This window comes from Simonsiella muelleri ATCC 29453, from assembly GCF_002951835.1.
Classification (GTDB): domain Bacteria; phylum Pseudomonadota; class Gammaproteobacteria; order Burkholderiales; family Neisseriaceae; genus Simonsiella; species Simonsiella muelleri.
In genome coordinates this window covers 722625-748459 of sequence record NZ_CP019448.1, presented here as the reverse complement: position 1 = coordinate 748459, position 25835 = coordinate 722625, and the positions used below count along the sequence as shown (strand labels likewise).

The window sequence follows — 25835 nt, the reverse complement described above, 5'->3', positions numbered from 1 at the left end:
CAGCCTGATTTTTTAATTTCATGATTTAAATAATAAAATTATTTACCCATTTTCAATTTTTGCCACAATTGTGTGGTTTGTTTTTTGGTTGCATCTGACATTTGTGGCATCACAAAACCGTTTGCTATGTCTTCGGCCGTTGGGAAAATGGAGCGAGTCGCCACCAATTTGGGATCCATTTTTTCACGCGCTGGCAAACTGGCTGGCGCAAATGTTACCGCATTACCATTTTTGGCTGCCACTTCAGGATCTAACGTGTAATTGATGTATTTGTGTGCGTTTGCCACATTTTTCGCATCTTTTGGAATCACCCAAGATTCCACCCAAATACCCATACCCTTCGGATTCAATACTTCAATGCCAACATTATTTTTCACTTCCTCCGAACGCGCTTTCGCCAAATTCAAATCACCACCGTTACCAGCTGCCAAACACACATCACCACGTGCCAATTCATCAATCACTGATGGGCTAAAGCGTTTCACATCAGGGCGAATCGCTTGCAATACGGCGGCGGCTGCGTCAACATCAGCAGGATTGCTGCCTTTGGGGTCTTTACCAATGTATTTCAATACAATCGGGAACATCTCGCTTGGTGTGTCCCACAATGTAATACCACAGCCTTTTAATTTATTAGTATATTCTGGCTTAAATAACAAATCCCAACCGTTTTCAGGCAGCTTGCCACCTAAGGCTTCTTTACCTTTGGCGGTAATGGCAATGGTGTTTGCACCCATGAAATAAGGAACGGCGTATTCAGTCGCATCGGGACTGGCATCTGTCAATAATTTCAATAAAGCTGGGTCAATATTTTTATAATTAGGAATCAAATCTTTGTTGATTTTTTGATACGCACCTGCTTGAATTTGGCGCGGTAAAAATGCCACGCCTGGTACAGCCAAATCGTAACCAGATTGACCTGTTAGCATTTTCGCTTCTAACGCTTCGTTGCTTTCATAAGTGGTGTAATTTAATTTCAAATTATTTTGTTTTTTAAAATCTTCTACGGTGCTTTCGTCCACATAATTTGACCAGTTAAAAATATTCAACGCATTTGTCGCAGCTTGATTGCTGCCTGAAGATGTGGATTTGGCTGTATCACCCGATTGCGAACCACCACAAGCTGCCAAAGCCAATAAAACGATGGTGCTTAACAAGGTTTTTTTCATCATCATTACTTGATTCCTCTAGATAAAAATGCGCGAAAAATGCGCGTGTTAAAAGTTATCTTCTCGCTGAGATAAAGTAGTTTGTGGGAATGGGGATTGTATGTTTTTTATTAGGAAAAATCAAGAATTTGTAAATATTGGTATAATGCAGACGATAACAACAAATTAGGAAAAATTCACATGAATATTCAAGCTGTATTATTTGATTTAGATGGCACACTGGCTGACACCGCTTTGGATTTGGGAGGCGCACTGAATGCATTGCTTCGTGCCAAAAGGCTGCCTGAAAAGAAATTGGTAGATATTCGCCCTTATGCGAGTCATGGTTCTGGGGCATTGCTGGAATTTGGTGCAGGCATCACGCCCGAACACCCTGATTTTGAAACGTGGCGACAAGAATACTTGGCGCAATATGATTTGTGTTTTGACAAAGATACCGTGTTATTTGATGGCGTGAACGAATTAATTAGTGAATTAGATGCGCGTGGTTTGGTGTGGGGCATTATCACGAATAAACCCGCGCGTTTTACTGACAAACTGATTCCCAAATTAAATTTTGCGATTGCGCCTGCGGTGGTGGTCAGTGGCGATACTTGTGGAGAAGCCAAACCCAGTGTTAAACCAATGTTGTACGCATGTGAAAAAATTAACAGGCTGCCTGAAAACTGCTTATACGTCGGTGATGCACAACGCGACATTCAAGCTGGGCAAAATTCAGGCATGATAAGCGTGTTGGCGGAATGGGGCTACATTGCGGATACCGATGATGTGGAATCGTGGCATTATGATTATGCGGTACGTCAACCATTGGATATTTTGGATATTTTAGACATTGTGGAGCGACACCATGATTGATTTACATTGTCATTCGTATGTATCTGATGGTGAATTGTCGCCGATTGAATTAGTAAAAATGGCGGCTGCCAACAGTTGTACCATGCTTGCGCTGACTGACCACGACCACACGGGTGGCATTGTTCAAGCGCGTGAAGAAGCGATGTGGCGTGGGATTCGTTTCATTTCGGGCGTGGAAATTTCGGTAACGTGGAATGGCAGCACAGTGCATATTGTGGGTTTGAATTTTGATGAACAAAACGACACGCTGCAAAATTTATTGAGTCGTGTTCGTCGAGGCAGGATTGAGCGCATTCGCCAAATGGCAGAAAAATTGGCGAAACAAGGCATTGAAGATGCGTTTGATGGCACGATGAACTTGGCGGCGGCAAATCCTGAAATGGTGTCGCGCACACATTTAGCAGATTTTTTGGTAGCAAAAGGACACGTTCGCACGAAACAACAAGCATTTACCAAATATTTAGGCGAAGGCAAATCTGCACACGTTCGGCACCAATGGGCGGATTTGGACGAAGCGGTTTACGCAATTACGAATGCGGGTGGCATTGCGGTCATTGCGCATCCGATGCGTTACGATTTTTCTGCCACACGCAAACGCCGTTTATTTGAAGATTTCAAAGCCGTAGGCGGACGTGCCATAGAGGTTCACAGTGGCAGTTGCACGCCAAACGATTGTTATCAATATAGTTTGTTGGCACAGCGTTATGATTTATGGGCAAGTTGTGGCAGTGATTTTCATCGTTTACACGATTTTAGTGGTGGTGTGTTGGGGCGTTGCCCAGAATTACCGAGTATTTGTGAACCTGTTTGGAAATATTTTTAATAAATAATTGGTTAAAATTAAAAATACTATGGCGTTGTCCTATTTTTTGTTTTAAATAAAGAACCATAATTTGATTGTACGAATTTTTTCAGGCTGCCTGAAACGGTGTACGTGGCATATCCTGTATTTTTTGTTGTGTCATCATCAGGCAGCCTGAAAAAATAACGTAAAATTATGTAAACAAAAAATCATCAATAAAATCAAAAAATCATCAATTGGTAATCATTTTTAAATCAGTGAATTGATTTATTGATAATTTTCTCAAAAGAAAAAAATTCTCAAATTCATTCACTCAATAAAACCAATTGATAATAAATAGTATTTTTGATTTGAAAGTTGCAAAAATATTTTTGTTTGTTACAATTTGCGCCATCACAAATGATTTGTTTATTTAAGAATGGAAGGAAGTTAAAATGCAAGGTAATAAAGAAGTTATTGATTATATGAATTTTTTGTTGGCAAATGAATTGGCGGCACGCGACCAATATTTTATTCATTCGCGTATGTATTCTGAATGGGGCTACACCAAATTATTTGACCGCATCGCGCATGAAATGGAAGATGAAACGCTCCACGCTGAACAATTCATTCGCCGCATTTTGATGCTTGGTGGCACACCCAACATGAAACCTGCTGAATTACATATTGGTACAAATGTTGCTGAAATGCTCCAATTTGATTTAAATACCGAATTGGAAGTACGCCAGAATTTGCAACAAGGTATTAAATTATGCGAAGAAAAACAAGATTATGTTACTCGTCAAATCTTGGTTGAGCAATTGAAAGATACCGAAGAAGACCACGCACATTGGTTAGAACAACAATTGCGTTTAGTCAAAATGTTAGGCGAACAAAATTATTTGCAAAGCCAAATTTAATCAGGAGTTAATATGCAAGGCAATCGTTTGGTTATTCAACAGCTTAATAAAAATTTAGGCGTACTGTTGGTAACGATTAATCAATATTTCCTGCACGCGCGTATTTTGAAAAACTGGGGTTTGACAGAATTGGGCGAGCATTTTTATAAAAGTTCCATCGTGGAAATGAAACAAGCCGATGCGATTATTGAGCGCGTGTTGTTATTGGAAGGTTTGCCGAATTTGCAAGAATTAGGTAAATTATTAATTGGTGAATCAGCTGAAGAAATCATTAAATGTGATTTGACCAAAGAGCAAGAAAAACACGCTATTTTGTTGGATGCCATTAAAATTTGTGAAAATGAACAAGATTACATTTCACGTGATTTATTGGAAAAACAAAAAGATATCAATGAAGAACGCATTGATTGGTTGGAAACACAATTAGAACAAATTGCCAGCATGGGTTTACCCAATTATTTACAGTTGGGTGCACAAGAAGATTAATGCTAAATTTATTTATTCACATAAAATCAAAATAGAGCAAGGCGACCACCGTGTGCATCTAGTACATAAGGTAGCAAACAATGAAGTAATATTTTTAATATTAAACGACTATAGAGGAAATGTGAAAAAAGCCTTTTAGCAAACCAAACAAAAACTTCTTAGAAATCATTTTTTGTTTTCAATTAACCCATAAAATCGCGCTACACCCCAATCAAGCAGCGAGCCTATTTCGCTGAAACTTGTGGTGTAGCGCATTTGGTTTATAACTGGATATTTGACAAAACTATAATCAATTTATAAAAAAGATATCATAACAGGTTTCATTTGTATTTATCCAATAAACAATTTAAGGTCGTGGATAATGAAATTCCTAAATCTCGGTTGAAGCAAAATAACCGAGAGAATTTGCTTTTCAGGCTGCCTGAAAATTATATCAGCAACCATTATCACACATTGCAAACAACTCAATGATACATTATATTTCTGTTGAAACTGAAGTTCTCACGAAATCTGCCCAAAACAAAAGCATAATTGGTTTGGACTTATCCATTTTTAGTTAGATTTAAGTAATTTTGAATAATAATGATGATGCGTCCTTGCTCAAATATTTTTTTATTTTGCCGTCTTAAAAGGCTAAATTTCAACCATTAAGGAATTTTAATGAATACAATAAATAAGTATATTGCTGTTATATTATTTGCAAATCTATTAGGCTTAACTGCCTGTTCTGGTTCTGGTTCAGGTAAACCATCTACAACCACATCTCCAACCAACAAACCGGCACGGTCTAATGCCACTGCACAACCCGAAACTCCCACACAATCCACGACTCCTTTCGTCATTCCTACAGCAACCAATCAGGGTACTGCTTTGACTGCACCGCAAGGAAATGTGGCTAAGGCACAAAACATTGTGGTTAATGGCGATCATCAAAGCGATATTGTGGTCATTGATGGTCATGCCATCACGATTAGCAAACAAAATGATTATACAGATGCTCTTGTAATAACCAAAACCAATACAGAAACTACCGCAATCAGCACGCCTAAATACGGTTATGTTCGCTTTGGTGGATACATGAAAGGCAACGAACATACTAATAATAATCCTCAATATACCTTTGCAATTGGAGACATCACGCCAAGCAGTGCAATCCCTGCCACTGGCATAGCCAATTATATTGGCAGTGCTGCATTGGGTTCCAATAATAATATTGAGTTAGGAACATCATCATTTTATGTGGATTTTGGAGAAAAAACGATTGTGGGTGGTGTAGCACACACCAATGATTCGGTTCATATTCCCCTACAAGGTATTATTAATGGTAATACATTTAATGGCTCATTAAATGGTGTTACGATGCAAGGTCATTTTTTTGGGCCACAAGCTGAAGAGATAGGAGGTACATACAGCGGTAACCGCAATAGTCAATCTTATATGGGTTCATTTGGTGCCATCAAACAATAATCCTAAAATAAAACCTCATTTGGTATTTTCAACTAAATGAGGTTTTTTAAATCAAATAATTAGTAATATCTGAACCCAATTTATTTTACCAATGTTTTTTTAAATTTTTCAAACTCATCTTAACTCAACAAATTAATATTGTTTTTATCAAAAAATAAAATTTTTCCCTATTCATTGTATGATATATCTCATGCCCACTCTTCCTCTCTTGATCTGAAGCCTTTGTAACACCCCATCCCCAGCAAATTTCTTCATAATTCGCCTCTCCAAAATAAAAGGCACAACTATTCATATAGTTATGCCTTTTTGTGTCATTTTGTTTTCAGGCTGCCTGATTTTATTTTTTCTTATTTTTTTTCAGTTCTGTTTTACTGGGTTCTTTATCCAAAACCACGCCATTAGCGGTAGCCAAATTCAATGAGCGGTTGATGTACCATTGTTGTGCAATAGTTAATAAGTTGTTGACAACATAATACAAAACCAAACCAGCAGGGAAGAAAAAGAACATAATGGAGAACATCAATGGCATGATTTTCATCATCTGTGCTTGCATTGGGTCAGATGGTGGTGGGCTTAATTTTGTTTGAAACCACATGGTTGCTGCCATCAAAATTGGCAAAATATAAAATGGATCTGCACGAGATAAATCGGTAATCCAGCCCAGCCAAGGAGCTTGGCGCAATTCCACCGACAGGAAAATCATCCAATATAAACCAATGAAAATCGGCATTTGAATCAGCATTGGCAAACAGCCACCCAAAGGGTTAATCTGTTCATCTTTATATAATTTTATCATGGCTTGTTGCATACCCATTTGGTCATTAGCATATTGTTTTTTCAGGGCTTCCATTTTTGGTGCAACAGTGCGCATTTTCGCCATGGATTTATACGCTTTTTGATTCAGTGGGAACAAAACAGCTTTAACAATTAACGTTAAGAAAATAATTGCCCAACCCCAATTACCAATAAAATTGTGCAATTTATTTAATAACCAAAATAATGGTGCAGCAAAAATATGCACACGACCATAATCTTTTAATAAATCTAATTTTGGCGCAACTTTATTTAATATACTGGTTGTTTGTGGACCAGCGTACAAATTTGCGCTAAATGATTGCGTGCTGCCAGCAGCTACGTCTTTCATTGGTGTATTTAATACAACAGAATATAAAGTATCTGATTGTTTTTTAATATTAATATTGCAACCAGTTTCACAAATATTAGAACCAGTATCATGGGTTTGTGCCAACCAAGTTGCTGCAAAATAATGTTGAATCATGCCAGCGTAGCCACCAGTGGCTTTGCGTTGGTATTCGGCGGTATCTTTGCCTGTTTTGAAGTCATCGTCCAAATCGCTGAATGTAACTTTTTGGAATTCGTCTGCATCAGGCGTATACACAACAGGACCAGTGTAGCTGTGCATGAAAAAACCTTGACCTTCAGGCGTATGGTTATCCCGTACAATAGCATAATTTGAACCTAATTTAGTTGCAGCACCTTGATTTTGAACATCAAAACGTACATTAACCAAATAGCTACCTTGTGTGAATGTGTAGATTTTACTGATTTGCAAACCATTTTGCATTGGTGCGGTCAAATGCACTTCCACTTTATCGCCGTTGAGCATGTATGATTTTTGTGCTGCGGTAAACGTAACATTTTTCAGTAAATTATTACCATTGGCATCAATCAGTTGTGATTGCGCAATATAAGTGTGCTGTGGTTTGTCATCAAATAAAACAAAATTTTTGGTTTTGTCTTCAGTCGCATCGTATTTAAGCAATGTCAAACCGCGTAAATCACCTGATTTTTCATCAATAACGGCTTGAACGGTGTCGGTTTGTACCGTGATGGGACTGGTTTCGCTCAAAGCTGCAATGGGATGAGTAGTAGCGATTGGCGATTTAGTGGGCTGATTGGGTTGTGGCGTAGGGAAAAAGTGTTGCCACGTCATCATGATTGCCAGCGATAAGATCATCGCCCACAGCATTCGTTTAAAATCCATAATATATTCCTAGGGTTACGGAACTGGGTCGTAGCCACTTCCCCCGAAAGGGTGGCAGCGACAAATACGTTTGGTTGCCAAATAACTGCCTTTGCATACGCCATATTTGCCAATTGCTTCGATGGCATATTGCGAACAAGTCGGTACATAACGACAACGTGATGGAATCAGTGGACTGATTGCCAATTGATAAAAGCGAATCAATCCTAAAAATAATGATTTAAACATAAATGTAGATTTCAGGCAGCCTGAAAAGTGCAATGAAATAAAACGGTCATGGTACGGCGTTGACCATGCTTTTGCATACTGTTTTGTACACATTTTAAGTGTGGTCGCTCTGTGCATTTTTAGTTTATTTCACTGTGATTTAGCTTTGGGAAGCATGAGTTCTGCTAATTCTTGACGAGCTTGCAGAGCAGTACCACGATCAAATGCCACACGAACACGCACCACAAAATCTCGCGCCGGCAAATCGTGTTTGTGGCAACGAAACCATTCACGAATCACGCGTTTCATGTAGTTGCGTTTATTGGCTCGTTTGGCGACTTTTTTGCTGACCACTAATCCCAAACGTGGGTAAGCCAATGTATTACCCGCCGATTGCATCACCTGAATAAATACACGAGAACGTTGTTTTCTAAGTGCAAAAACGGAAGAAAATTCTTCCGTTTTCAATAATCGGTAGGCTTTACCAAAGTGATTATCCAAATTACACAGCCAAACGTTTGCGACCTTTGGCACGACGTGCTGCTAAAACAGCGCGACCACCACGCGTTTTAGAACGAACCAAGAAGCCGTGAGTGCGTTTACGTTTGGTAACTGAAGGTTGGTAAGTACGTTTCATGATGTGAAAATCCTATAAAATTTGGAAAAAATTAAACGCGTGATTAAACCCTTTTTAAGGTGATTTGTCAATCAAAAATCAGGATTTTGCGTTTAGTTATGACAGAATTGTCAAAAATTCAATCAAAATTATTTTCTAGGCTGCCTGAAAATAATAACAAATATACATTTTAATCATGCTGAAGAGAAGTTATTAATTGTCGCAATTATGCCCATTATTTTGGGTAAAGGCAGCCTGAAACAAGGTGCAATCTATATTAGCTATTGAATTGCACCGTGAAAATGGTTACACTTCGCCATTGAATAAAACAATCACATTTTTATACTCATGAAACCAGCTTTTAATGTGAAGTCCGCACATTTAGACGCTTTGTCGATTCAATTAAACGATGTCGACATTGATGCCGTTCGCGAGACTTTACACAACCAAATCAGCAAATATTTGAAGTTCAAATCTTTGCCTTTTATTTTAGATGCGTGTCAGCTAGAAGATGCCAACGCGTTACCTTTAAATGATATTTTGGCTTTATTTGCATTGTACGAGTTAAAAATCATTGGATTGCGTCATAGTGATTCTGCATGGGAAAATCTAGCAAAACAACATCAATTGGTGTTTATCCCAGAAAAAAACATTGCGCCAATTGAATTGGACAATGAAGAATCAACTAATTCTACAGATAAACCCATTGAAACTGTTGCACAAAATCCACAAGAAATTGTGGATTCTGGTTCGGATTTTGTGGAAGACGATTCTATTTTAGGTGATGCTGAAGCTTTTGCGCGTGAACTGTTTGGCGAAGAAATTACCCATGAAACCACCACAGCTGCCAACAAATCCGATGCCGATACCAACATAAATGATGCAGACAATGATATTTTGATGAACGATAATGATGCCATCAAAACCGTTGAAATGGCAGAGCAACAAGCTGATTTAGTAGAAATCTCTGCTGAAGAAGCACGCCGCATCGCTGAATCCATGCCCAGTGAACTATCTGGACAAGTCGGTGAGGCCAAAGGCGAAATTGTCAGCATCAGTGAAGCCAAACAAACTATTGTTGTTTCCACGCCTGTTCGTACGGGACAACAAATTTATGCTGAAAAAGCCGATTTGATTGTGCTGGGTATTGTGAGTCCAGGGGCAGAAGTCATCGCAGATGGCAACATTCATATCTATGCGCCTTTGCGTGGGCGTGCTTTGGCTGGCGCATCAGGCGATCGCAAAGCCCGAATTTTTGTGCAATCCATGCAAGCAGAACTGGTTTCCATTGCTGGTATTTATCGCACATTTGAACAAAAATTACCACAACACCTGCACAAACAACCTGTCCGCATTGAGTTGCAAGACGACCGTTTAGCAATTTCATCTATTGTGGCTGAATAGTTTTCAGGCAGCCTGAAACGATTTTTGATATGATTTTAGTTTTTTAATTTTTACAGTAAGGAGCCATAACGTGGCAAAAATCATTGTAGTAACTTCTGGTAAAGGCGGCGTGGGTAAAACCACTACTTCAGCCAGCATTGCATCAGGTTTAGCATTGCGCGGACACAAAACTTGCGTGATTGACTTTGACGTGGGTTTGCGTAATCTGGATTTGATTATGGGTTGCGAACGCCGCGTGGTGTACGATTTGATTAACGTGATTCAAAAAGAAGCAACGTTAAATCAAGCCCTAATTAAAGACAAACATTGCGACAATTTGTACATTTTGCCCGCATCACAAACTCGCGATAAAGAAGCGTTAAGCAAAGCAGGTGTGGAGCGTATTTTGGCTGAATTAATTCAAAGTTTGCGCTTTGAATACATTATTTGTGATTCGCCAGCAGGGATTGAAACGGGTGCGTTAATGGCGTTGTATTTTGCTGATGAGGCGATTATTACCACTAACCCAGAAGTATCTTCAGTACGCGACTCTGACCGTATTTTGGGTATTTTGCAAAGCAAATCACGCAAAGCAGAACGTGGGCAAGCTGTGAAAGAGCATTTACTGATTACACGTTATTCGCCAGAGCGCGTGGCAAAAGGCGAGATGTTATCTGTACAAGATATTCAAGATATTTTGCGCATTCCATTGATTGGTGTAATTCCAGAATCACAAAATGTATTGCAAGCGTCTAACTCGGGTTCGCCTGTGATTCACCAAGACAATGCAACAGCTGCCGATGCTTACAAAGATGTTGTGGCGCGTTTATTAGGGGAAAATCGTGAAATTCGTTTCCTTGAACCCGTGAAAAAAAGCTTTTTCCAACGATTATTCGGAGGCAGATAAGCCATGTCTATTTTTGAATTCTTATTTGGTAAACGCGAACATAAAACCGCTAATGTTGCGCGTGACCGCTTGCAAATTATTATTGCGCAAGAGCGAAATACGCGTGATTCAGAAAATGATACGCCTGATTATTTACCGACTCTGCAAAAAGAATTGTTGGAAGTTTTGTCTAAATACGTCAAAATTGAATTGAATGACATCAATATTGCCCATGAAAAACGTGATGGTATTGATATGTTGGAACTCAATATCACGCTGCCTGAAAGCAAACGTTTGGAATCATCAGCAATTGATTTACCAGCACCTACTGCGGAAGCTTAATCATGACACTCACTGAGTTGCGTTATATCGTGGCAGTGGCGGAAGAACGCCATTTTGGGCGTGCTGCTCAACGTTGCCATGTTAGCCAGCCCACTTTATCTATTGCTATCAAAAAGTTGGAAGAAGAATTAGCGGTTTCGCTGTTTGATCGCAGTGGCAGCGAAGTGATGGCGACTCATGTTGGGCAACGCATCGTGGCACAATCACAAAAAGTTATTGATGCTGCAAATGTGATTTACACGCTTGCCAGTAAAGCGCAAGATGAATTAGAAGGCGCATTAAAATTGGGGCTAATTTTTACGGTTGCGCCCTATTTATTGCCAAAATTGATTTTGTCTTTGCGTGATGTTGCGCCCAAAATGCCGTTAATGTTGGAAGAAAATTACACTCATGTACTCACGGATTTGCTCAAACGTGGTGAATTAGATGCAATTGTGGTCGCTGAACCGTATCAAGAAGGCGGCATATTGACCATGCCTTTGTATGATGAACCATTTTTTGTGATTGTTCCTAAGGGACATCATTTTGAAAATTTGGATGAAGTTACTAAAGAAGACATCGGTCAAGAACGTTTGTTGCTGTTGACGGAAGGTAATTGTATGCGTGACCAAGTGTTGGGAAGCTGCATGGAATTAGCATCGCGTCAACGTATTTCGGGTTTAACCAGTACTTTACAGGGTAGTTCGATTAATACGGTGCGCCATATGGTTGCCAGTGGATTGGGGATTAGTGTGTTGCCAGCGACAGCATTAACGGAAAATGACCATATGTTATTTTCCATTGTGCCATTTAAACCGCCTGTACCTTATCGCCGCGTATCTTTGGCATATCGCCGTAATTTTGTTCGCCCCAAAGCATTGGAAACATTAAAACAAGCCATTGCGTTAGCTAATATCATGGGTGTAAGCATCATTCAAGATTAATTTTAGAACCTGTATTCGCACCAACTGGGACAAAAACCCATTTCACGTTGGCTATGAATACAGGTTCTAAAATATAAGGCAGCCTGAAAAACACAAAATCATGCTACAATACACGGTTTTTTGATTATTTAACTTTTCAGGCTGCCTGAAAAGTTTATTTTTATTTCTAAGAAGTGAAACATGAAAAATATTCGCAACATTGCCATTATCGCCCACGTTGACCATGGCAAAACCACGCTTGTAGACCAATTATTACGCCAATCTGGCACATTCCGCGACAACCAACAGGTTGATGAACGCGTGATGGACAGCAACGACATTGAAAAAGAACGTGGCATCACGATTTTGGCAAAAAATACCGCCATTGAATACAACGGCTATCATATCAACATTGTAGACACACCAGGACACGCCGATTTTGGCGGCGAAGTAGAACGCGTATTGGGTATGGTAGATTGCGTTGTCTTGCTGGTAGACGCGCAAGAAGGTCCGATGCCACAAACTCGCTTTGTTACCAAAAAAGCTTTGGGCTTGGGTTTGAAACCGATTGTCGTGATTAACAAAATTGACAAACCATCGGCTCGTGCAAGCTGGGTCATTGACCAAACCTTTGAATTATTTGATTCTTTGGGTGCAACTGATGAGCAATTAGATTTCCCAATCGTATACGCATCAGGTTTGAGTGGCTTTGCGCGTTTAGAAGAAGACGGCACGGAAGACGATATGCGCGTGTTGTTTGAAACCATTTTGAAACATACGCCCGAGCCAAGTGGTGATGCAAATGCACCTTTACAATTGCAAATTTCACAATTGGATTATGATAACTATACAGGTCGCTTGGGTATTGGTCGCGTGTTGAATGGTAAAATTCGCCCTAGTATGCAAGTTGCTGTTATGAACCACGAAACGCAAATCGCCACAGGTCGCATCAACCAATTATTGGGTTTTAAAGGTCTGGAACGCGTGCCACAAGATGAAGCAGAAGCAGGCGACATCGTCATCATTTCGGGCATTGAAGACATCGGTATCGGCGTTACCATTTGCGACAAAGAAAACCCTATGGGCGTACCCATGTTGAGCGTGGACGAACCCACTTTGACAATGGATTTTATGGTGAATACCTCACCGTTGGCAGGCACAGAAGGCAAATTTGTTACCTCACGCCAAATCCGCGACCGCTTAACCAAAGAATTACTGACCAACGTGGCGTTACGCGTGGAAGATACTGAAGACGCAGACGTATTCCGTGTATCAGGTCGTGGCGAATTGCATTTAACCATTTTATTGGAAAATATGCGCCGTGAAGGTTATGAGTTGGCAGTTGGCAAACCACGCGTTGTTTATCGTGAAATCAACGGTCAAAAATGCGAGCCATACGAAAATTTAACCGTAGACGTACCCGATGAAAACCAAGGCGCAGTCATGGAAGAACTCGGTCGTCGCCGTGGTGAATTAACCAATATGGAAAGTGATGGCAACGGTCGTACGCGCTTGGAGTACCATATTCCCGCGCGTGGCTTGATTGGTTTTCAAGGCGAATTCATGACCATGACACGCGGTACAGGCTTGATGAGCCATGTGTTTGACGACTACGCCCCCGTAAAACCTGATATGCCGGGTCGTCATAATGGCGTATTGGTATCGCAAGAACAAGGCGAAGCGGTGGCTTACGCATTGTGGAACTTGGAAGACCGTGGCCGTATGTTTGTGTCGCCAAACGATAAAATCTACGAAGGCATGATTATTGGCATTCACAGTCGCGATAACGATTTGGTGGTCAACCCATTAAAAGGCAAAAAATTAACCAATGTGCGCGCCAGTGGTACAGATGAAGCCGTGCGTTTAACCACACCCATCAAATTGACGTTGGAAAGCGCAGTAGAGTTTATTGATGATGATGAATTGGTAGAAATCACGCCTCAATCCATCCGCTTGCGTAAACGCTATTTGAGCGAACACGAACGCCGCCGCCAATTTTCCGCTGCGAAAAAAGATTAATTTTTGATGTGAATAAATAAATGTTCAGGCAGCCTGAAAAATTCGGTTACAATCTGATTGTCTCCAATTTTTCAGGCTGCCCTTATATATTAGAGCCTCTGCTGTGGGGGCTGTAAATCTAACAAGTATCTTTTGCTTTTAAGCAATTATTTGATTTAAGGCTGATTGAAGCCCCTACTTTATTTTTTAAAGTGTGGGGCTTTAATTATGTCTAGTTTACAAAACATGAATTATGAAATTGTAAAAACTGAACAAGGCAAATTTGCATTATATGTTAATGGCGAATTTGTAAAGGATTATACACGCAAATCTAGTGCGATTCGTGGATACGAGCGCTTGATTGCTTCTTTAGGTTCTGTGGAAAGTGGCTGCGCCGATGCGCAGACAGACAGCGCGTGCGCGGCAGGCTGCGGAGCGGTGCAGCCACCCCCCACTAGTAACACGGGGGGACAAAATTTTAAGCCTGTGAAACAAGGGGGGGTAAGTCATATTTCAGAAATACAAAATCATTATGTAATGGTTAATGGCGAAATTAAAGCCGTTCCTTTACGTAAAGGTGTAGGTATGTCTGCACATATAGATACCATCACTATTACTTTTTCAAAATATTCTCTTTTAACTTTAGAACAAAGTGTTCAATGTGAAAGTGAAGATGCTGAAGATGAGCTTGTTTTAGCCAATGCTGAAGCCATGCTTTTTGAAATTTTTGGTTTTTATTTTTCAAGTCGTGGAAACGGTCGTAATGGTTATCCTAAAACAGCTAATATGGGTTTGAAATCTGATGAACGCATTAAATACGGATTTTTTGGTTGGGGTAATGGAGATAAACAAGGTGGGACTGTTTGTATTTATGTTTCGGGTGTTGGTTTAGCGGCAGCTTTGGACGGATGGGAAAATCGTCTTTATGACTGGATAAAGGATTATGCGCCATCATGCAAAATAACGCGAATTGATTTAGCACATGATTTTTTAAAAGGCGAATATACGCCATTACAAGCCTATTCTGATTGGGCTGCTGGTAAATTTAAATCAGGAAATACACAGCCTAACGCTGAAATGGCTGGAGTGGGCTGGCTGAATGCGCCTGACGGTGGGCGGACTTTGTATATTGGAAGTCGTAAAAATGGTTCTCGCGTGGTTCGCGTTTATGAAAAAGGCATTGAACAGGGAGACAGGAGTAGCCCTTGGGTTCGTTTTGAACTGCAAATGCGAAACCGCGATATTGTGCTTGAGCATGAAATTTTATTGAAACCCGGTGAATACTTAACAGGGGCGTACCCAATTTGTGAAGAATTATTCATGATATATTCAGAAGATTTAAAAAAGCCTGATCGACTCCAAAAAATGAAAGAAATCAGTGTTGAGCATATGCTTCATCACGCGTCAATTCAAGTTAGCCCAACGATTAAAACATTAAAGTTTATGGGTTTTGAAGAACAAGAGATTGTTCAACTTCTTGAAAACGTAGGGGCAAAAATGAATAAACGATTGCACCCTAACGCATTTGATGCTGGTTATCCATTTGTTGAATTTATAAAAGAAAACAAGAGAAAACCATCCGATATTGATTTAAGAAATTATATTTTTGAAAAAAAGCTAGTTGAATCAGAAATTCAACAAGAACAAAAGCCTAAAGTGAATACCGAAGAATTGAAGCAATTTCGTAACAATTTGAAATCGGATTTATTTTTAAGGGCAGTATTTGGAAAAGGTTTTACAAGAGAGCTACAAGAGTCGATGACTTATGATGAATATTTGCATCTTCGTTACGGACAATATAAGCAACAAAATTTAAACCCTAAACATAAGGAAACATCATGAAAACATTACTTCGTAAAATCAAATGGAACAAAGGAAAAACGGAAAACGGTCAAGAATACGACTATACACGCCTTTATATCGAGGTTCCAGTTTATGAACATCAGGAAAAAGAGTTTGGTGTTGATGTAGTTGAGTTGGAATTTGGCAAATCTGAGCAGCATAGTGAATTAATTAATTTGCGTGGCAAATTGCCTTGTTTAGTTGAAGTTGAATTTTCGCCAGTGAAAAAAGGCAATAATACTGTTAACTTAGTAACGAAGCTGCAAGTATTACAGAATGAAAAGCCGAAAACAGCGCAGTCTTAAAGCCTGAAAGATTTTTTATTTTGACGTGTTGGGCTGCCGCGTCAAAAACCCCACGAAGCAGCCTATTTTTTAAACTTTCGGAGATTACTTATGAAAGCAAATATCAAACAAGTGTGTCGTGCTGTATCTGATAAAGCTACATCTGCGGTTATTGTAGGTAGCGCATTGTTGGCAACTAACTCTTTTGCTGGTCCATTGGCTGAAGCCGTAAAGGCTGAAACATCGGATTTCAAAACTGATTTATATGCTGTTGGTGGCGTTGTAATTGGTTTGGCTATGGTTGGCGTTGGTGTTGCAATGGTTGTTCGCATGATGCGTCGTGCTTAATTAGCTTAGGGGGTTCTATGGGATATCGTGTAGGGGGTCAATGCTTCACCACATCGGAGGAAGCGTCCGATTACAAGATGAGCTTAGTAACCCCCACTATTGCTCAAGATGGCGTTTTAAAAATGCCTATTCGTAAAGATGATGGCTGGTATTTTCCTGTATCAGGTATTAATTATAAACCTGTATTTATTAAAGTAGATATGTATCACCCCTATTGTGATGAATACGGTTTTTTAAAAGATGGTATTCAGGTTGGATTAATTATTACTTCATTGTTTGCAGTTTCTTTTTTTGTGAAGTTAGTGGTTAAGGTGTTAAATGGTTTAGGTCAATTTAAAGATTTAGGGGATTAATTATGTCGGGAACTTGGGAAATGTTAATTCTTAATTCTTAATATTTTGTTTATTCGGTAAAGGATGAAAATTGAGTGATATATTAATGTTTTTACTTGGGATATTAGTAACGGTTCCTTTTTGGATTATTTTTTTTTAAATTTATTTAAATGGAGCGTGTGGGGCGTATGTTTAAACAATTAAAGGCAGTATTTTTATTAATGTTGCTTTTTTTATCATGTAGTTCTTTTGCTCTTACAAAAGTAAAGATACCACTTAAATTGATCTCTGATTTTGTTCCTGATTTTAGTGCTAATTATCGTGCTTATGTTTATTATTTTAATGATGATAAATACGGTGGGTTCTATCGTGTTTATACTACTCCTGATAAGAGCTCCTTTGTTTGTACAATTGATGATTCTGTTGGCAAGTGTGTTGGTGAAAGATTTTCTACGCCTATGCAAGCTTTAAAATCAGTTTTACCAGATATTCAAAAAACTGCTGATCCTGGTTCTGTATGTAAAATTGATGATTATTCTTTATATATAAATTGTGTTATTCCTATAGGAAATGATGGTAAAAATACCGGCATTAATAATGAAACTAAAAAACCTAATTCTAATCTCTGTGGCAAATCTGTAGGTGGTATTTGGGTGCCAATGTCTTGTGATAATCCTATCGGTTCAAATTCTAATTTAGCTGGTTCTGGTAGTAGTTCTGGTAGTAGTTCTGGTAACAGTTCTGGTAGTAGTTCTGGTAGTGGTTCTGGTAGTGGTTCTGGTAGTGGTTCTGGTAGTGGTTCTGGTAGTGGTTCTGGTAGTGGTTCTGGTAGTGGTTCTGGTAGTGGTTCTGGTAGTTCTAATAATGGCTCGGGTAATACAACTTATATTCCAACTGTTCCTGATCTTTGTGGTACTGATGTTTCTAAAAATATGTGTCCTGGTGGAGATGGTTATGCAGCTCATGGAAATAATGTATATAGTTGTAGACGTGTGTTGGGACCGCCTATTTATAAAATTGAGTATTACAATTTTTGGGTTAGTAAAGGTTCTATGCTTTATTGTAATGGTACAGCATATTCTACTGATTCCACTTCAAATCCTGGTATAGTTAATATTACGATTTACAATAATTACGGTTCTACTGATGACGCTTTAAATGCCAGTAAGGTTTCTGATGATTCAGGTGTTGATGATGTCTATAATCGTTTACATAATAACGGTAGCGGTGGAAATAATAACTCAAGTGGGGGTGTTGGTGGATTTATGCCTAATGCTTCAGCTTCTTCTTCATCAGTTTTAGGTTCAGGTTCTGGTACTGGTTCTATATTAGGAAATGTATCTGCAAGTGGTGTTGGTGATTGTAAGCCAGGTCAAGATACTGTTAATTGTGTATTTTTGGGTACAAATGCTCAAGTTAATGATGCCATTTCAGGTGTAAGTAGTGGTAGTGATTTTGTTATAGGTACGACAGATGTTGATTTGAATAGTTTTAATAAATCAAATGATTTTGTTGAATCAGGTACTTGCCCAGCACCTAAACAAGTAAAAATTTTAGGTACAAATCATGAAATTAGTTATCAGCCTTTTTGTGATGCTGCTATTAAACTTCGTCCAATTATTATTTCGGTATCAATATTTTTATCATTTATGATTGTTCGTTCTGCTATTTTATCAAAGGATTAAACGTCATCAGGACGTAGGAGTAGAAGTGATGGGGGTTTAAACTAATGTGTCTCGATGACACATTAGTTTAATGAATAGTTAATGTAGCAATGTTTGTTTATTTAGTCATCAGTCCGTTATCGCATCGTTCAGGGGGTATGCGTAGTTAAATAAAATTAAAAAGGCGCGTCAAGGTCGCTCGCGTTCACTTTAACCTTGACGCGCCTTTTTAATTTTGTTTAACGTTTAGCATTCACCCTGAATGATGTGATAACTCAAAGGACTGGTGACTAAATAAACAAATGTTGCGTAATGGGTTTTTCAACTAATTTATTTTGATTTTTTTTCTTGACATTAATTACAGTAAAAATTTTAGGTACAAATCATGAAATTAGTTATTGGCCTTTTTGTGATGCTGCTATTAAACTTTGTCCAATTATTATTTTAGTATCGATATTTTTATCATTTATTGTTGTTCGTTCTGCTATTTTATTAAAGGATTAAAAAATGCCATTATTAGCTCGTATTGCTACAATGCTGATGAGTGTTTTAGGTACGTTAATTTCTACTTATGGTGGGCGTTTGTTGGCAGCTTTGGGTATATCTGTGATTAGTTATAAGGGTATAAGTTCTTTGCAGTCTCAATTTGTGAATTATTTAACAAGTCAATTTAGTAATATGCCTTCTGAAGTATTACAAATATTTTATTTAGCAGGTGGTGGCGTTGCCTTAAATTATATTTTTGGTGCATCAGCTTTTGCTTTTGGTTTGATGTCTGTTACTAAAATAGGTTCTGTTTTTAAAAGGTAATTAATTATGATTAGTTTAATTACTGGTTTACCAGGTTCTGGTAAGACTAGTCTAATTGTTCATATGCTGATGACTAGAAAAGATTTGCAAAATCGTCCTTTATTTGTCGATGGTATTCCTGAGCTTAAATTGCCCACTATGCCTATTCCTGATGGTGAGTCAATGGAAACATGGCATAAATGGGCTCCTGTAGGCGCAATTATTGTTATTGATGAAGCGCAGCGAATTTTTCGTCCCCGACCTGCTGGTTCTAAAGTTCCTGACTACGTTCATGAGCTTGAAACTCATCGTCATAAAGGTTTAGATTTTTTTATATTAACTCAGCATCCGCGATTAATTGATGTTAATTTACGTTCTTTGGTTGGAGAGCATCGTAATATTAGCCGTACTATGCTTGGGTTTAAACGCGTTTCTTATTGGCAAAAATGTGCGAATCCTGAATCTCGCAATGATGTTGCTGATGCTAAAAACAGCATTTTTACTACTAAAAAAGATGCTTTCGGTATGTATAAATCTGCTGAAGAACATAATAAGTTAAAAGGTTCACTAACTTCTTGGGTGTGGTTTTTGCCATTATTGATTTTTTTAGTGGTTTATTTATCTTTTAATTTGAAGTCTAGCCTTGAGAAAAAAACAGTTCAGAAAAAAACGGTACAGCAATCTGATCCAGTTAATCAGTCCAATAATCAGCAAGTAATTAATAATTCATCATTGCCTGTTCAGGCTGCATCACGGATTGAGCAGCCAATTACTCAGTACTTGAGTGAAAAGGATTTTGAACCAACAATAAAAGGCAAACCTTGGACGGCTCCTATTTATGACGGTTTAAATCGTAATGTCCAATCAATGCCTTTTCCTGTTGCTTGTGTTGAAAGTGTTAAAGCTAAAAAATGTACTTGTTATACTGACCAGGCAACCCCTATGCCTGAAATAGATAAAAAAACTTGTCTAGATTATGCACGTAATGGTATTTTTGATCCTTATAGGACTCCTGCTACCAATCAATATTATACACAACGTGATGATGGTACTTATACAGATAATTAATCTGAGTAATCTGCTACAGTTTTGACATTATGTGTTAAAATTTTACGCAGTTTTTAAAAAGATAATAATCCAAGTCTTTCTGTTATTCAGCAAGGTTAAATGTGTATGAAATTAAATAGCGTGTTCTGATCGGTTTACCTTGTTTGGTTTGCGGTTCTAGTTTTTCGTTCTTTGCTGTTTTAATTGCTGTGTAGTCTAATCTTGCGTGCCCACTACTGTGAGAAATTTTTGCTGATTCAATAATTCCATTTTTATTAACAATTATTTCTACTACCACTGAACCTTCTTCTTCATTTTCAAGGGATTCTTTGGAATATTGTGGCTTTAATTTACCTTTTATAAGTCCATAATCAATGATTTCATTTTCATTGGTTTTTGTTATTTTTTGAAATTCGCTTGGTTTTGTTGCTTGTATGTTTGGTAGTGTGTTAGTTTTAGGAACTTCGCTCTTTATGTTGGCTGCAATGTAGCCCAATATGCCACAAATAACCGATAACAGGGTAATGATAATATTTTGTTTCATGTTTAGTCCTAAATAAGAAAATTAATAATTATACTATGTTAAAGTGTTTAAATGTGTGATGCCTGCATATTTGCTGCCTTAATTTAAAATTATTATGATAGATTGGCACATACATTTTTTATTTTAATCATAACGGTATCTTGGGATAAAGCCCTTATTTGTAAGGTTTGAAATGGAAATTAAAGCGCATTTAGGTTTAGACATTAGTAAGAATAAAATTGATTGTTGTTTATTGATTAACAATGAAGCAATTAATTTTATTATTGATAACAATTCAAATGGTTTTAATAATTTATTGACACAATTTGCAAAGTATAAAATTGGATTGAATACAATTCATGTTTGCAGTGAAGCAACGAATGTTTATTATTTGCCAGTTTCAAAATTCTTATTTGAAAATGGCGCGTTAGTGAGCGTCGTAAATCCTTCAATTATTAAATCCTACGCGCAATTTAAATTGAAGCGTGTCAAAACAGACAAGCAAGACGCAAAATTAATTGCTGAATTTTGCGCGAAAGAGAATCCTGAAAAATGGCAGCCCGAAAGTGTTGAGCAAGTTAAATTGAAAAGTTTGCATAGACGAATTGAGCAGCTTTTAGAAATGCAGATAATGGAAAAAAATCGTTTAAGTGTTGCCGATTCTGTAGCTTTACACTCAATTAATCAAATGATTGATTTCTTGTCTAAACAAATTGAATTGTGTAGGCAAGAAATGCAAGATTTGATTAATAAAAGTGAGCAGTTGATGAGGAAGCAAAAGATTTTACAAAGTATTGTTGGTATTGGTAAAACAACAGCGCAAATTCTATTAAGTGTTATGATTGATCTGGACAAATTTCCAACATATCGCCATTTAGTTAGTTGGCTTGGCTTGTCTCCTATTATTCGTGATTCAGGGAATAAGAAAGGTTTATCTACAATTTCTAAGATGGGTAACCGTCCTATTCGTAAGGCTCTTTATATGCCCGCCCGCGCGGCTTGTACTCGAAGTAAGTTGTGGCGTTCTTGGTTTGAAGCGCATTTAGCGCGCGGAAAGCACCCTAAGCAAGTTTATGTATTGATGATGGTTAAATTAGTCAAATATGCTTATACTTGCTTGAAGAACAATACATACTTTGATGTTAAACGTCATCAGGACGTAGGAGCAGAAGAGATGGGGGTTTAAAATAATGTGGCTCGATGCCACATTATTTTAATAAATAGCTAATGTAGCAATGTTTGTTTGTTTAATCATCAGTCCGTTATCGCATCGTTCAGGGGGTATGCGTAGTTGAACGAAATTAAAAAAGCGCGTCAAGGTCGCTTGCGTTCACTTTAACCTTGACGCGCTTTTTTAATTTTGTTTAACGTTTAGCATTCACCCTGAATGATGTGATAACTAAAAGGACTGATGATTAAACAAACAAATGTTGCGAAATGGGTTTTGCCAATAATTTATTTTGATTTTTCACTTGACATTTATTACAGTATCTATTATGAATATTTATCCGATAGCCCACATTATCCATTTGTATTGTGCGATTGCATTTGTAGGTGGTGTGTTTTTTGAAGCGTTGGTGCTGAGTGCAATACACAGCAAATCGGTCAACCGCGATGCTCGGCGTGAAGTAGAACGTGCGATTTCTCATCGAGCGGTGCGTGTAATGCCATTTGTGGTGGTGGGGGTATTTTTATCGGGTTTAGCAATGGCGCATCGGTATTGGGCGATTTTGTTGAATCCGTTTAACAGTACATTTGGGGTGCAACTTTTGTTGAAAATCACATTAGCCTTTGGTATTTTGGTTCATTTTTTGATTGCGGTAACGAAAATGCGCCGTCATACGCTGACGGTGGCATGGTCAAAATACATTCACACTGCTGTCCTGATTCAAATGCTGCTGATTGTGTTTTTAGCTAAATCTATGTTTTATTTTAATTTTTAAATAAAATAACTTTTCAGGCTGCCTGAAACATCACAGAAGTTAAATTATGAATAATATCAATGATTTCATTAACCGACTTGGTAAAAATCTCAAACACCAGCTCAAATGGGCGAAACGCCAAAATTTGGTGGCGTGGCGTATTTATGATAGGGATATTCCGCAATTTCCGTTCGCGATTGACGTGTACGGTGAACACATTCATTTGCAGGAATACGATACGGGTTGGTTAATGCAGCCTGAAAATTATCAGCAATGGCTTGATGAAGTGTGTGAAGCTGTGCAATTTGTAGTGGGTTTTCCAAAGGAAAATATTCATTTAAAACAAAGGATACGTCAAAAAGGCACAGCACAATACGAAAAAACAGGCACCAACGGTAATGATTTTATTGTCCATGAAAATGGGCGTGCTTTTTGGGTAAATTTAGATAAATATTTGGATACAGGTTTATTTTTAGACCACCGTAACACACGCCAAAAAATTGGCAGCATTGCGGCAGGTAAGCGATTTTTGAATTTATTTTCCTACACGGGCAGTTTTACAGTGTATGCGGCGACAGGCGGTGCGATTTATAGTGAAACCGTAGATTTATCTAACACTTACCTAGATTGGGCAAAACGCAATTTTCAGCTCAATCACATGGATTTAAACGTACATCAAATTGTTCGAGCAGACGTTTTTCAATATTTAGTTGATGCAGTAAAACAAAATAAACAATTTGATTTGATTGTACTTGACCCCCCCAGTTTTTCTAACAGCAAGAAAATGCTGGATATTTTAGATATTCAGCGCGACCAAGCCAAATTAATTGATGGCGCGATGCGTTTATTGGCGCAAGATGGTATTTTGTATTTTTCCAACAATTTACGTTCGTTCACGTTAGATGATGCGATTGAGGTGCGTTATGTGGTAAAAGACATCAGTAAACAATCGGTTCCCGATGATTTTCGCAATAAGAAAATTCACCAATGCTGGGAAATTCGTCATATAACTACGTGAACTATTTCAGGCAGCCTGAAAAAATATCGTGTTTTATAGTCGTTTAAAACTAAAAATACGGTTTATGTTTGTCCGCAAATTCAAATTAGGGCAAGACGATAATCAAAGCACAATATCAGCAAAAAAATTGCCTACACAAAATCAATTTCGTGTAGGCAATTCTTGTTATGTGCTTATTCTAGTCATCAATTATTTTGCAGCAGATGCAGCAGCAGAAGCGGCGGCAGCTACGTCAGATGCAGCAGCTTCAGCAGTAGAAGCGGCAGATGCAGCAACAGCTTCAACAGCAGACGCAGCAGCAGCTACATCAGATGCAGCAGCCTGAACTTCAGATGCGGCAGCTTGCACTTCAGATGCAGCAGAAGTTTCAGTTTTAACTGGTTCAGCAGCAGGTGCAGAGTTGCTTTCGCCACCACAAGCAGCAACGAACATTGACAATAAAGCAGCAGCAATCAGTGATTTTTTCATTTTAAAAACCTTAATATTTTCAACGAGAAGTTATATGAACGATAGCCACGCATCAATGCGCAAACTGCCTTCATTGACACCCAGCTATTGGAAACCACGTATTCTGCCTGAAATTGTTGATTTTTGCAATTATGTATTTGGGTTTGTAAATATATTTTACAATTCACTTGAATGTTATTGGATTTTTATTTAACTTATTTTCTACATAATATTTTGTTTTCTATTAATAATTAATCATATATTTAAAATCAATATTTTCAATCAATTCATACATATCAAATTACTTGTTGTATTTTTCTGACAATTTTTTCAGGCTGCCTGTGTTATACTGAAACTTCGTGTGATATTTTGGGTTGAATAAATACATGAATCAGCCCAATTATTGATTGAATTGAATTTTGGAGTCATTGTAATGATTAAAAAGAATTCTGTGGTATCTTTGCATTATAAAATGTATGATGAAAACAACGAATTAATTGATGAAACCAGCCATCCCATTGAATATTTGCATGGTGGCTACGATGGCATTTTCCCTTTGGTGGAAGAAGCTTTACATGAGAAAAATGTCGGCGATACAGTGGAAGTGTTATTGCAGCCTGAAGATGCATTCGGCGAACAAGACCCACAACTGGTGCGTATTGAAGATGTGAAAGTGTTCCCTGTTGATGTGGAAGTAGGCATGATGTTTGAAGCCGATGACCCTGAAACAGGCGATGTGATTGTGTATCGTGTTACCGATGTTGCTGATGGGAAAGCGGTTGTTGATGGCAATCACCCATTAGCAGGTTTACCGATTCGTTTCACAGCCAAAGTAGACGGCGTTCGTGATGCCACGGAAGAAGAAATTGAACATGGTCATGTTCATGGCGCACATGGTCATCATCATTAATCATTTCATTTTCAGCAGCCTGAAACACATCATCATGTTTTCAGGCTGCCTTGTTTTAATGATTAATCAATTCAAGGCGTTTTTATGTCAAAAATTTTACTTGCATCGGGCAGCCCACGTCGCCGCGAAATTTTAACCAATTTGGGTTTTGAAGTTCATACTTGCACCACAAATATTGATGAAACATCACAACCCAATGAATCTGTTGATGATTATGTGAAACGTATGGCAGTGGAAAAAAATCAGGCAGCACAATCTGATTCCACCCGACATATATTGGACGTGCCTATTTTGTCGGCGGATACAGTGGTAGCATTACACAACCAAATTTTAGGTAAACCCAAAGACGTTGCAGACGCACAACGCATTTTAACAGCACTTTCAGGCTGCGTTCATCAAGTTTTGACGGCAGTTTGTGTGTCATATCAAGAGCATGAGTACGCGTGCATTCAGAAAAATCAGGTTCAATTTAAATCGTTAACTCAAGATGAAATTCATGCCTACATTGCCACAGGCGAACCAATGGACAAAGCAGGCGCATATGGTATTCAAGGTTTGGGTGGAGTATTTGTGGCGAACTTGTCGGGTAGTTTCACGGGTGTGATGGGTTTGCCTGTGTTTGAGACCATGCAATTGCTGCAACAAATTGGTTGGACAACACCGCCATTTTTTTCAAGCTAGAACCTTTGCAA

Annotated in this window: 30 protein-coding genes; 23 read left to right on the top strand and 7 right to left on the bottom strand. The window is 38.3% G+C overall.

The window, feature by feature from the left end; all coding sequences use genetic code 11:
• Positions 1 to 38: 38 nt before the first annotated feature.
• Positions 39 to 1169: an extracellular solute-binding protein gene (locus tag BWP33_RS03655; protein ID WP_040629560.1), complete on the bottom strand. Its 1131-nt coding sequence runs from the start codon at positions 1167 to 1169 to the stop codon at positions 39 to 41.
• Between the two features lie 180 nt (positions 1170 to 1349).
• Between BWP33_RS03655 and BWP33_RS03650 the strand changes: the two genes are divergently transcribed.
• The 5 genes from BWP33_RS03650 (at position 1350) to BWP33_RS03630 (ending at position 5678) form a co-directional block, all read left to right on the top strand.
• Positions 1350 to 2024 carry an HAD family hydrolase gene (locus BWP33_RS03650; RefSeq protein WP_002642986.1) on the top strand — a complete coding sequence of 225 codons (675 nt, stop codon included), beginning with the start codon at positions 1350 to 1352 and terminating at the stop codon, positions 2022 to 2024.
• Positions 2017 to 2847 (top strand): PHP domain-containing protein, encoded by an 831-nt coding sequence (locus BWP33_RS03645; protein WP_002642987.1) that lies wholly within the window; start codon positions 2017 to 2019, stop codon positions 2845 to 2847. The genes BWP33_RS03650 and BWP33_RS03645 overlap by 8 nt, the downstream gene beginning before the upstream one ends.
• 413 nt (positions 2848 to 3260) lie before the next feature.
• A complete protein-coding gene (gene bfr / locus BWP33_RS03640) occupies positions 3261 to 3725 on the top strand; it encodes a bacterioferritin (protein WP_002642988.1) in 465 nt (154 codons plus the stop codon).
• A 12-nt stretch (positions 3726 to 3737) separates the two neighbouring features.
• Positions 3738 to 4211 (top strand): bacterioferritin, encoded by a 474-nt coding sequence (bfr, locus tag BWP33_RS03635; RefSeq protein ID WP_002642989.1) that lies wholly within the window; start codon positions 3738 to 3740, stop codon positions 4209 to 4211.
• Between the two features lie 660 nt (positions 4212 to 4871).
• Positions 4872 to 5678, top strand: a complete 807-nt coding sequence (locus BWP33_RS03630) for a transferrin-binding protein-like solute binding protein (protein ID WP_002642990.1) — start codon at positions 4872 to 4874, stop codon at positions 5676 to 5678.
• Between the two features lie 337 nt (positions 5679 to 6015).
• Here BWP33_RS03630 and yidC read toward each other — a convergent pair whose 3' ends face one another.
• The 4 genes from yidC to rpmH form a co-directional block, all read right to left on the bottom strand.
• Positions 6016 to 7683 (bottom strand): membrane protein insertase YidC, encoded by a 1668-nt coding sequence (gene yidC / locus BWP33_RS03625; RefSeq protein ID WP_002642991.1) that lies wholly within the window; start codon positions 7681 to 7683, stop codon positions 6016 to 6018.
• A 15-nt stretch (positions 7684 to 7698) separates the two neighbouring features.
• Entirely contained in the window at positions 7699 to 7911 is a 213-nt protein-coding gene (yidD, locus tag BWP33_RS03620; protein ID WP_002642992.1) for a membrane protein insertion efficiency factor YidD, read from the bottom strand.
• Positions 7912 to 8040: 129 nt separating this feature from the next.
• On the bottom strand, positions 8041 to 8391 hold the full coding sequence (rnpA, locus tag BWP33_RS03615; RefSeq protein ID WP_040629541.1) for a ribonuclease P protein component: 351 nt from the start codon (positions 8389 to 8391) through the stop codon (positions 8041 to 8043).
• A 1-nt stretch (position 8392) separates the two neighbouring features.
• On the bottom strand, positions 8393 to 8527 hold the full coding sequence (gene rpmH, locus BWP33_RS03610; protein ID WP_002214728.1) for a 50S ribosomal protein L34: 135 nt from the start codon (positions 8525 to 8527) through the stop codon (positions 8393 to 8395).
• A gap of 327 nt (positions 8528 to 8854) precedes the next feature.
• Here rpmH and minC point away from each other — a divergent pair, with 327 nt between their 5' ends.
• The 13 genes from minC to BWP33_RS03550 all read left to right on the top strand — a co-directional run bounded on the left by minC (position 8855) and on the right by BWP33_RS03550 (position 20344).
• Positions 8855 to 9910, top strand: coding sequence for a septum site-determining protein MinC (gene minC, locus BWP33_RS13275; RefSeq protein ID WP_002642994.1), 1056 nt, complete (start codon positions 8855 to 8857; stop codon positions 9908 to 9910).
• A gap of 70 nt (positions 9911 to 9980) precedes the next feature.
• On the top strand, positions 9981 to 10796 hold the full coding sequence (gene minD, locus BWP33_RS03600; protein WP_002642995.1) for a septum site-determining protein MinD: 816 nt from the start codon (positions 9981 to 9983) through the stop codon (positions 10794 to 10796).
• Positions 10797 to 10799: 3 nt separating this feature from the next.
• Positions 10800 to 11117 carry a cell division topological specificity factor MinE gene (gene minE / locus BWP33_RS03595; protein ID WP_002642996.1) on the top strand — a complete coding sequence of 106 codons (318 nt, stop codon included), beginning with the start codon at positions 10800 to 10802 and terminating at the stop codon, positions 11115 to 11117.
• Between the two features lie 2 nt (positions 11118 to 11119).
• On the top strand, positions 11120 to 12040 hold the full coding sequence (locus tag BWP33_RS03590; RefSeq protein WP_002642997.1) for a hydrogen peroxide-inducible genes activator: 921 nt from the start codon (positions 11120 to 11122) through the stop codon (positions 12038 to 12040).
• Between the two features lie 180 nt (positions 12041 to 12220).
• Positions 12221 to 14038 (top strand): translational GTPase TypA, encoded by a 1818-nt coding sequence (gene typA, locus BWP33_RS03585; RefSeq protein ID WP_002642998.1) that lies wholly within the window; start codon positions 12221 to 12223, stop codon positions 14036 to 14038.
• Positions 14039 to 14245: 207 nt separating this feature from the next.
• The gene (locus BWP33_RS03580; protein ID WP_104930303.1) at positions 14246 to 15859 is read left to right on the top strand and encodes a replication initiation factor domain-containing protein; all 1614 of its coding nucleotides are present in this window, start codon (positions 14246 to 14248) and stop codon (positions 15857 to 15859) included.
• Entirely contained in the window at positions 15856 to 16164 is a 309-nt protein-coding gene (locus BWP33_RS03575) for a hypothetical protein (RefSeq protein WP_002643000.1), read from the top strand. The genes BWP33_RS03580 and BWP33_RS03575 overlap by 4 nt, the downstream gene beginning before the upstream one ends.
• A 90-nt stretch (positions 16165 to 16254) precedes the next feature.
• A complete protein-coding gene (locus BWP33_RS03570) occupies positions 16255 to 16491 on the top strand; it encodes a hypothetical protein (RefSeq protein ID WP_002643001.1) in 237 nt (78 codons plus the stop codon).
• 77 nt (positions 16492 to 16568) lie between these two features.
• On the top strand, positions 16569 to 16844 hold the full coding sequence (locus BWP33_RS03565; protein WP_224451194.1) for a hypothetical protein: 276 nt from the start codon (positions 16569 to 16571) through the stop codon (positions 16842 to 16844).
• Between the two features lie 167 nt (positions 16845 to 17011).
• On the top strand, positions 17012 to 18508 hold the full coding sequence (locus BWP33_RS12630) for a virulence factor TspB C-terminal domain-related protein (RefSeq protein ID WP_170021079.1): 1497 nt from the start codon (positions 17012 to 17014) through the stop codon (positions 18506 to 18508).
• 327 nt (positions 18509 to 18835) lie between these two features.
• Complete coding sequence (locus BWP33_RS13270; RefSeq protein WP_398407865.1) at positions 18836 to 18991, top strand: virulence factor TspB C-terminal domain-related protein; 156 nt, start codon at positions 18836 to 18838, stop codon at positions 18989 to 18991.
• 3 nt (positions 18992 to 18994) lie between these two features.
• Entirely contained in the window at positions 18995 to 19297 is a 303-nt protein-coding gene (locus tag BWP33_RS03555; RefSeq protein ID WP_002643121.1) for a DUF2523 domain-containing protein, read from the top strand.
• Positions 19298 to 19303: 6 nt separating this feature from the next.
• On the top strand, positions 19304 to 20344 hold the full coding sequence (locus BWP33_RS03550; protein ID WP_002643122.1) for a zonular occludens toxin family protein: 1041 nt from the start codon (positions 19304 to 19306) through the stop codon (positions 20342 to 20344).
• Positions 20345 to 20426: 82 nt separating this feature from the next.
• Here BWP33_RS03550 and BWP33_RS03545 read toward each other — a convergent pair whose 3' ends face one another.
• Complete coding sequence (locus tag BWP33_RS03545; protein WP_002643123.1) at positions 20427 to 20867, bottom strand: energy transducer TonB; 441 nt, start codon at positions 20865 to 20867, stop codon at positions 20427 to 20429.
• A 172-nt stretch (positions 20868 to 21039) separates the two neighbouring features.
• On the opposite strand from BWP33_RS03545, the gene BWP33_RS03540 reads away from it, so the two are divergent.
• From BWP33_RS03540 to BWP33_RS03530, 3 genes are all read left to right on the top strand, one after another.
• A complete protein-coding gene (locus tag BWP33_RS03540; RefSeq protein ID WP_002642883.1) occupies positions 21040 to 22032 on the top strand; it encodes an IS110 family RNA-guided transposase in 993 nt (330 codons plus the stop codon).
• A gap of 310 nt (positions 22033 to 22342) precedes the next feature.
• The gene (locus tag BWP33_RS03535) at positions 22343 to 22789 is read left to right on the top strand and encodes a CopD family copper resistance protein (RefSeq protein ID WP_002642884.1); all 447 of its coding nucleotides are present in this window, start codon (positions 22343 to 22345) and stop codon (positions 22787 to 22789) included.
• 46 nt (positions 22790 to 22835) lie between these two features.
• The gene (locus BWP33_RS03530) at positions 22836 to 23786 is read left to right on the top strand and encodes a class I SAM-dependent methyltransferase (RefSeq protein ID WP_002642885.1); all 951 of its coding nucleotides are present in this window, start codon (positions 22836 to 22838) and stop codon (positions 23784 to 23786) included.
• 189 nt (positions 23787 to 23975) lie between these two features.
• Here the strand turns inward: BWP33_RS03530 and BWP33_RS12305 are convergent, their stop codons facing one another.
• On the bottom strand, positions 23976 to 24254 hold the full coding sequence (locus tag BWP33_RS12305) for a hypothetical protein (protein ID WP_002642886.1): 279 nt from the start codon (positions 24252 to 24254) through the stop codon (positions 23976 to 23978).
• A 412-nt stretch (positions 24255 to 24666) separates the two neighbouring features.
• Between BWP33_RS12305 and BWP33_RS03515 the strand changes: the two genes are divergently transcribed.
• Together BWP33_RS03515 and BWP33_RS03510 are read left to right on the top strand one after the other, a co-directional pair.
• Positions 24667 to 25143, top strand: coding sequence for an FKBP-type peptidyl-prolyl cis-trans isomerase (locus tag BWP33_RS03515; RefSeq protein WP_002642887.1), 477 nt, complete (start codon positions 24667 to 24669; stop codon positions 25141 to 25143).
• An 84-nt stretch (positions 25144 to 25227) separates the two neighbouring features.
• Positions 25228 to 25824 carry a Maf family protein gene (locus tag BWP33_RS03510; protein WP_002642888.1) on the top strand — a complete coding sequence of 199 codons (597 nt, stop codon included), beginning with the start codon at positions 25228 to 25230 and terminating at the stop codon, positions 25822 to 25824.
• Positions 25825 to 25835: the final 11 nt, after the last annotated feature.

Coding starts and splice junctions, on each gene's coding strand:
- BWP33_RS03590 (WP_002642997.1), top strand. CDS start 11,120: ATGACACTCACTGAGTTGCGTTATATCGTGGCAGTGGCGGAAGAACGC.
- BWP33_RS03530 (WP_002642885.1), top strand. CDS start 22,836: ATGAATAATATCAATGATTTCATTAACCGACTTGGTAAAAATCTCAAA.
- typA (WP_002642998.1), top strand. CDS start 12,221: ATGAAAAATATTCGCAACATTGCCATTATCGCCCACGTTGACCATGGC.
- BWP33_RS12305 (WP_002642886.1), bottom strand. CDS start 24,254: ATGAAAAAATCACTGATTGCTGCTGCTTTATTGTCAATGTTCGTTGCT.
- BWP33_RS03555 (WP_002643121.1), top strand. CDS start 18,995: ATGCCATTATTAGCTCGTATTGCTACAATGCTGATGAGTGTTTTAGGT.
- yidD (WP_002642992.1), bottom strand. CDS start 7,911: ATGTTTAAATCATTATTTTTAGGATTGATTCGCTTTTATCAATTGGCA.
- BWP33_RS03515 (WP_002642887.1), top strand. CDS start 24,667: ATGATTAAAAAGAATTCTGTGGTATCTTTGCATTATAAAATGTATGAT.
- BWP33_RS03565 (WP_224451194.1), top strand. CDS start 16,569: ATGAGCTTAGTAACCCCCACTATTGCTCAAGATGGCGTTTTAAAAATG.
- BWP33_RS03535 (WP_002642884.1), top strand. CDS start 22,343: ATGAATATTTATCCGATAGCCCACATTATCCATTTGTATTGTGCGATT.
- minC (WP_002642994.1), top strand. CDS start 8,855: ATGAAACCAGCTTTTAATGTGAAGTCCGCACATTTAGACGCTTTGTCG.
- BWP33_RS03645 (WP_002642987.1), top strand. CDS start 2,017: ATGATTGATTTACATTGTCATTCGTATGTATCTGATGGTGAATTGTCG.
- BWP33_RS03580 (WP_104930303.1), top strand. CDS start 14,246: ATGTCTAGTTTACAAAACATGAATTATGAAATTGTAAAAACTGAACAA.
- bfr (WP_002642989.1), top strand. CDS start 3,738: ATGCAAGGCAATCGTTTGGTTATTCAACAGCTTAATAAAAATTTAGGC.
- BWP33_RS03545 (WP_002643123.1), bottom strand. CDS start 20,867: ATGAAACAAAATATTATCATTACCCTGTTATCGGTTATTTGTGGCATA.
- BWP33_RS03650 (WP_002642986.1), top strand. CDS start 1,350: ATGAATATTCAAGCTGTATTATTTGATTTAGATGGCACACTGGCTGAC.
- bfr (WP_002642988.1), top strand. CDS start 3,261: ATGCAAGGTAATAAAGAAGTTATTGATTATATGAATTTTTTGTTGGCA.
- BWP33_RS03630 (WP_002642990.1), top strand. CDS start 4,872: ATGAATACAATAAATAAGTATATTGCTGTTATATTATTTGCAAATCTA.
- rpmH (WP_002214728.1), bottom strand. CDS start 8,527: ATGAAACGTACTTACCAACCTTCAGTTACCAAACGTAAACGCACTCAC.
- yidC (WP_002642991.1), bottom strand. CDS start 7,683: ATGGATTTTAAACGAATGCTGTGGGCGATGATCTTATCGCTGGCAATC.
- BWP33_RS03550 (WP_002643122.1), top strand. CDS start 19,304: ATGATTAGTTTAATTACTGGTTTACCAGGTTCTGGTAAGACTAGTCTA.
- minE (WP_002642996.1), top strand. CDS start 10,800: ATGTCTATTTTTGAATTCTTATTTGGTAAACGCGAACATAAAACCGCT.
- BWP33_RS03510 (WP_002642888.1), top strand. CDS start 25,228: ATGTCAAAAATTTTACTTGCATCGGGCAGCCCACGTCGCCGCGAAATT.
- BWP33_RS03540 (WP_002642883.1), top strand. CDS start 21,040: ATGGAAATTAAAGCGCATTTAGGTTTAGACATTAGTAAGAATAAAATT.
- BWP33_RS12630 (WP_170021079.1), top strand. CDS start 17,012: ATGTTTAAACAATTAAAGGCAGTATTTTTATTAATGTTGCTTTTTTTA.
- BWP33_RS03655 (WP_040629560.1), bottom strand. CDS start 1,169: ATGAAAAAAACCTTGTTAAGCACCATCGTTTTATTGGCTTTGGCAGCT.
- BWP33_RS03570 (WP_002643001.1), top strand. CDS start 16,255: ATGAAAGCAAATATCAAACAAGTGTGTCGTGCTGTATCTGATAAAGCT.
- BWP33_RS03575 (WP_002643000.1), top strand. CDS start 15,856: ATGAAAACATTACTTCGTAAAATCAAATGGAACAAAGGAAAAACGGAA.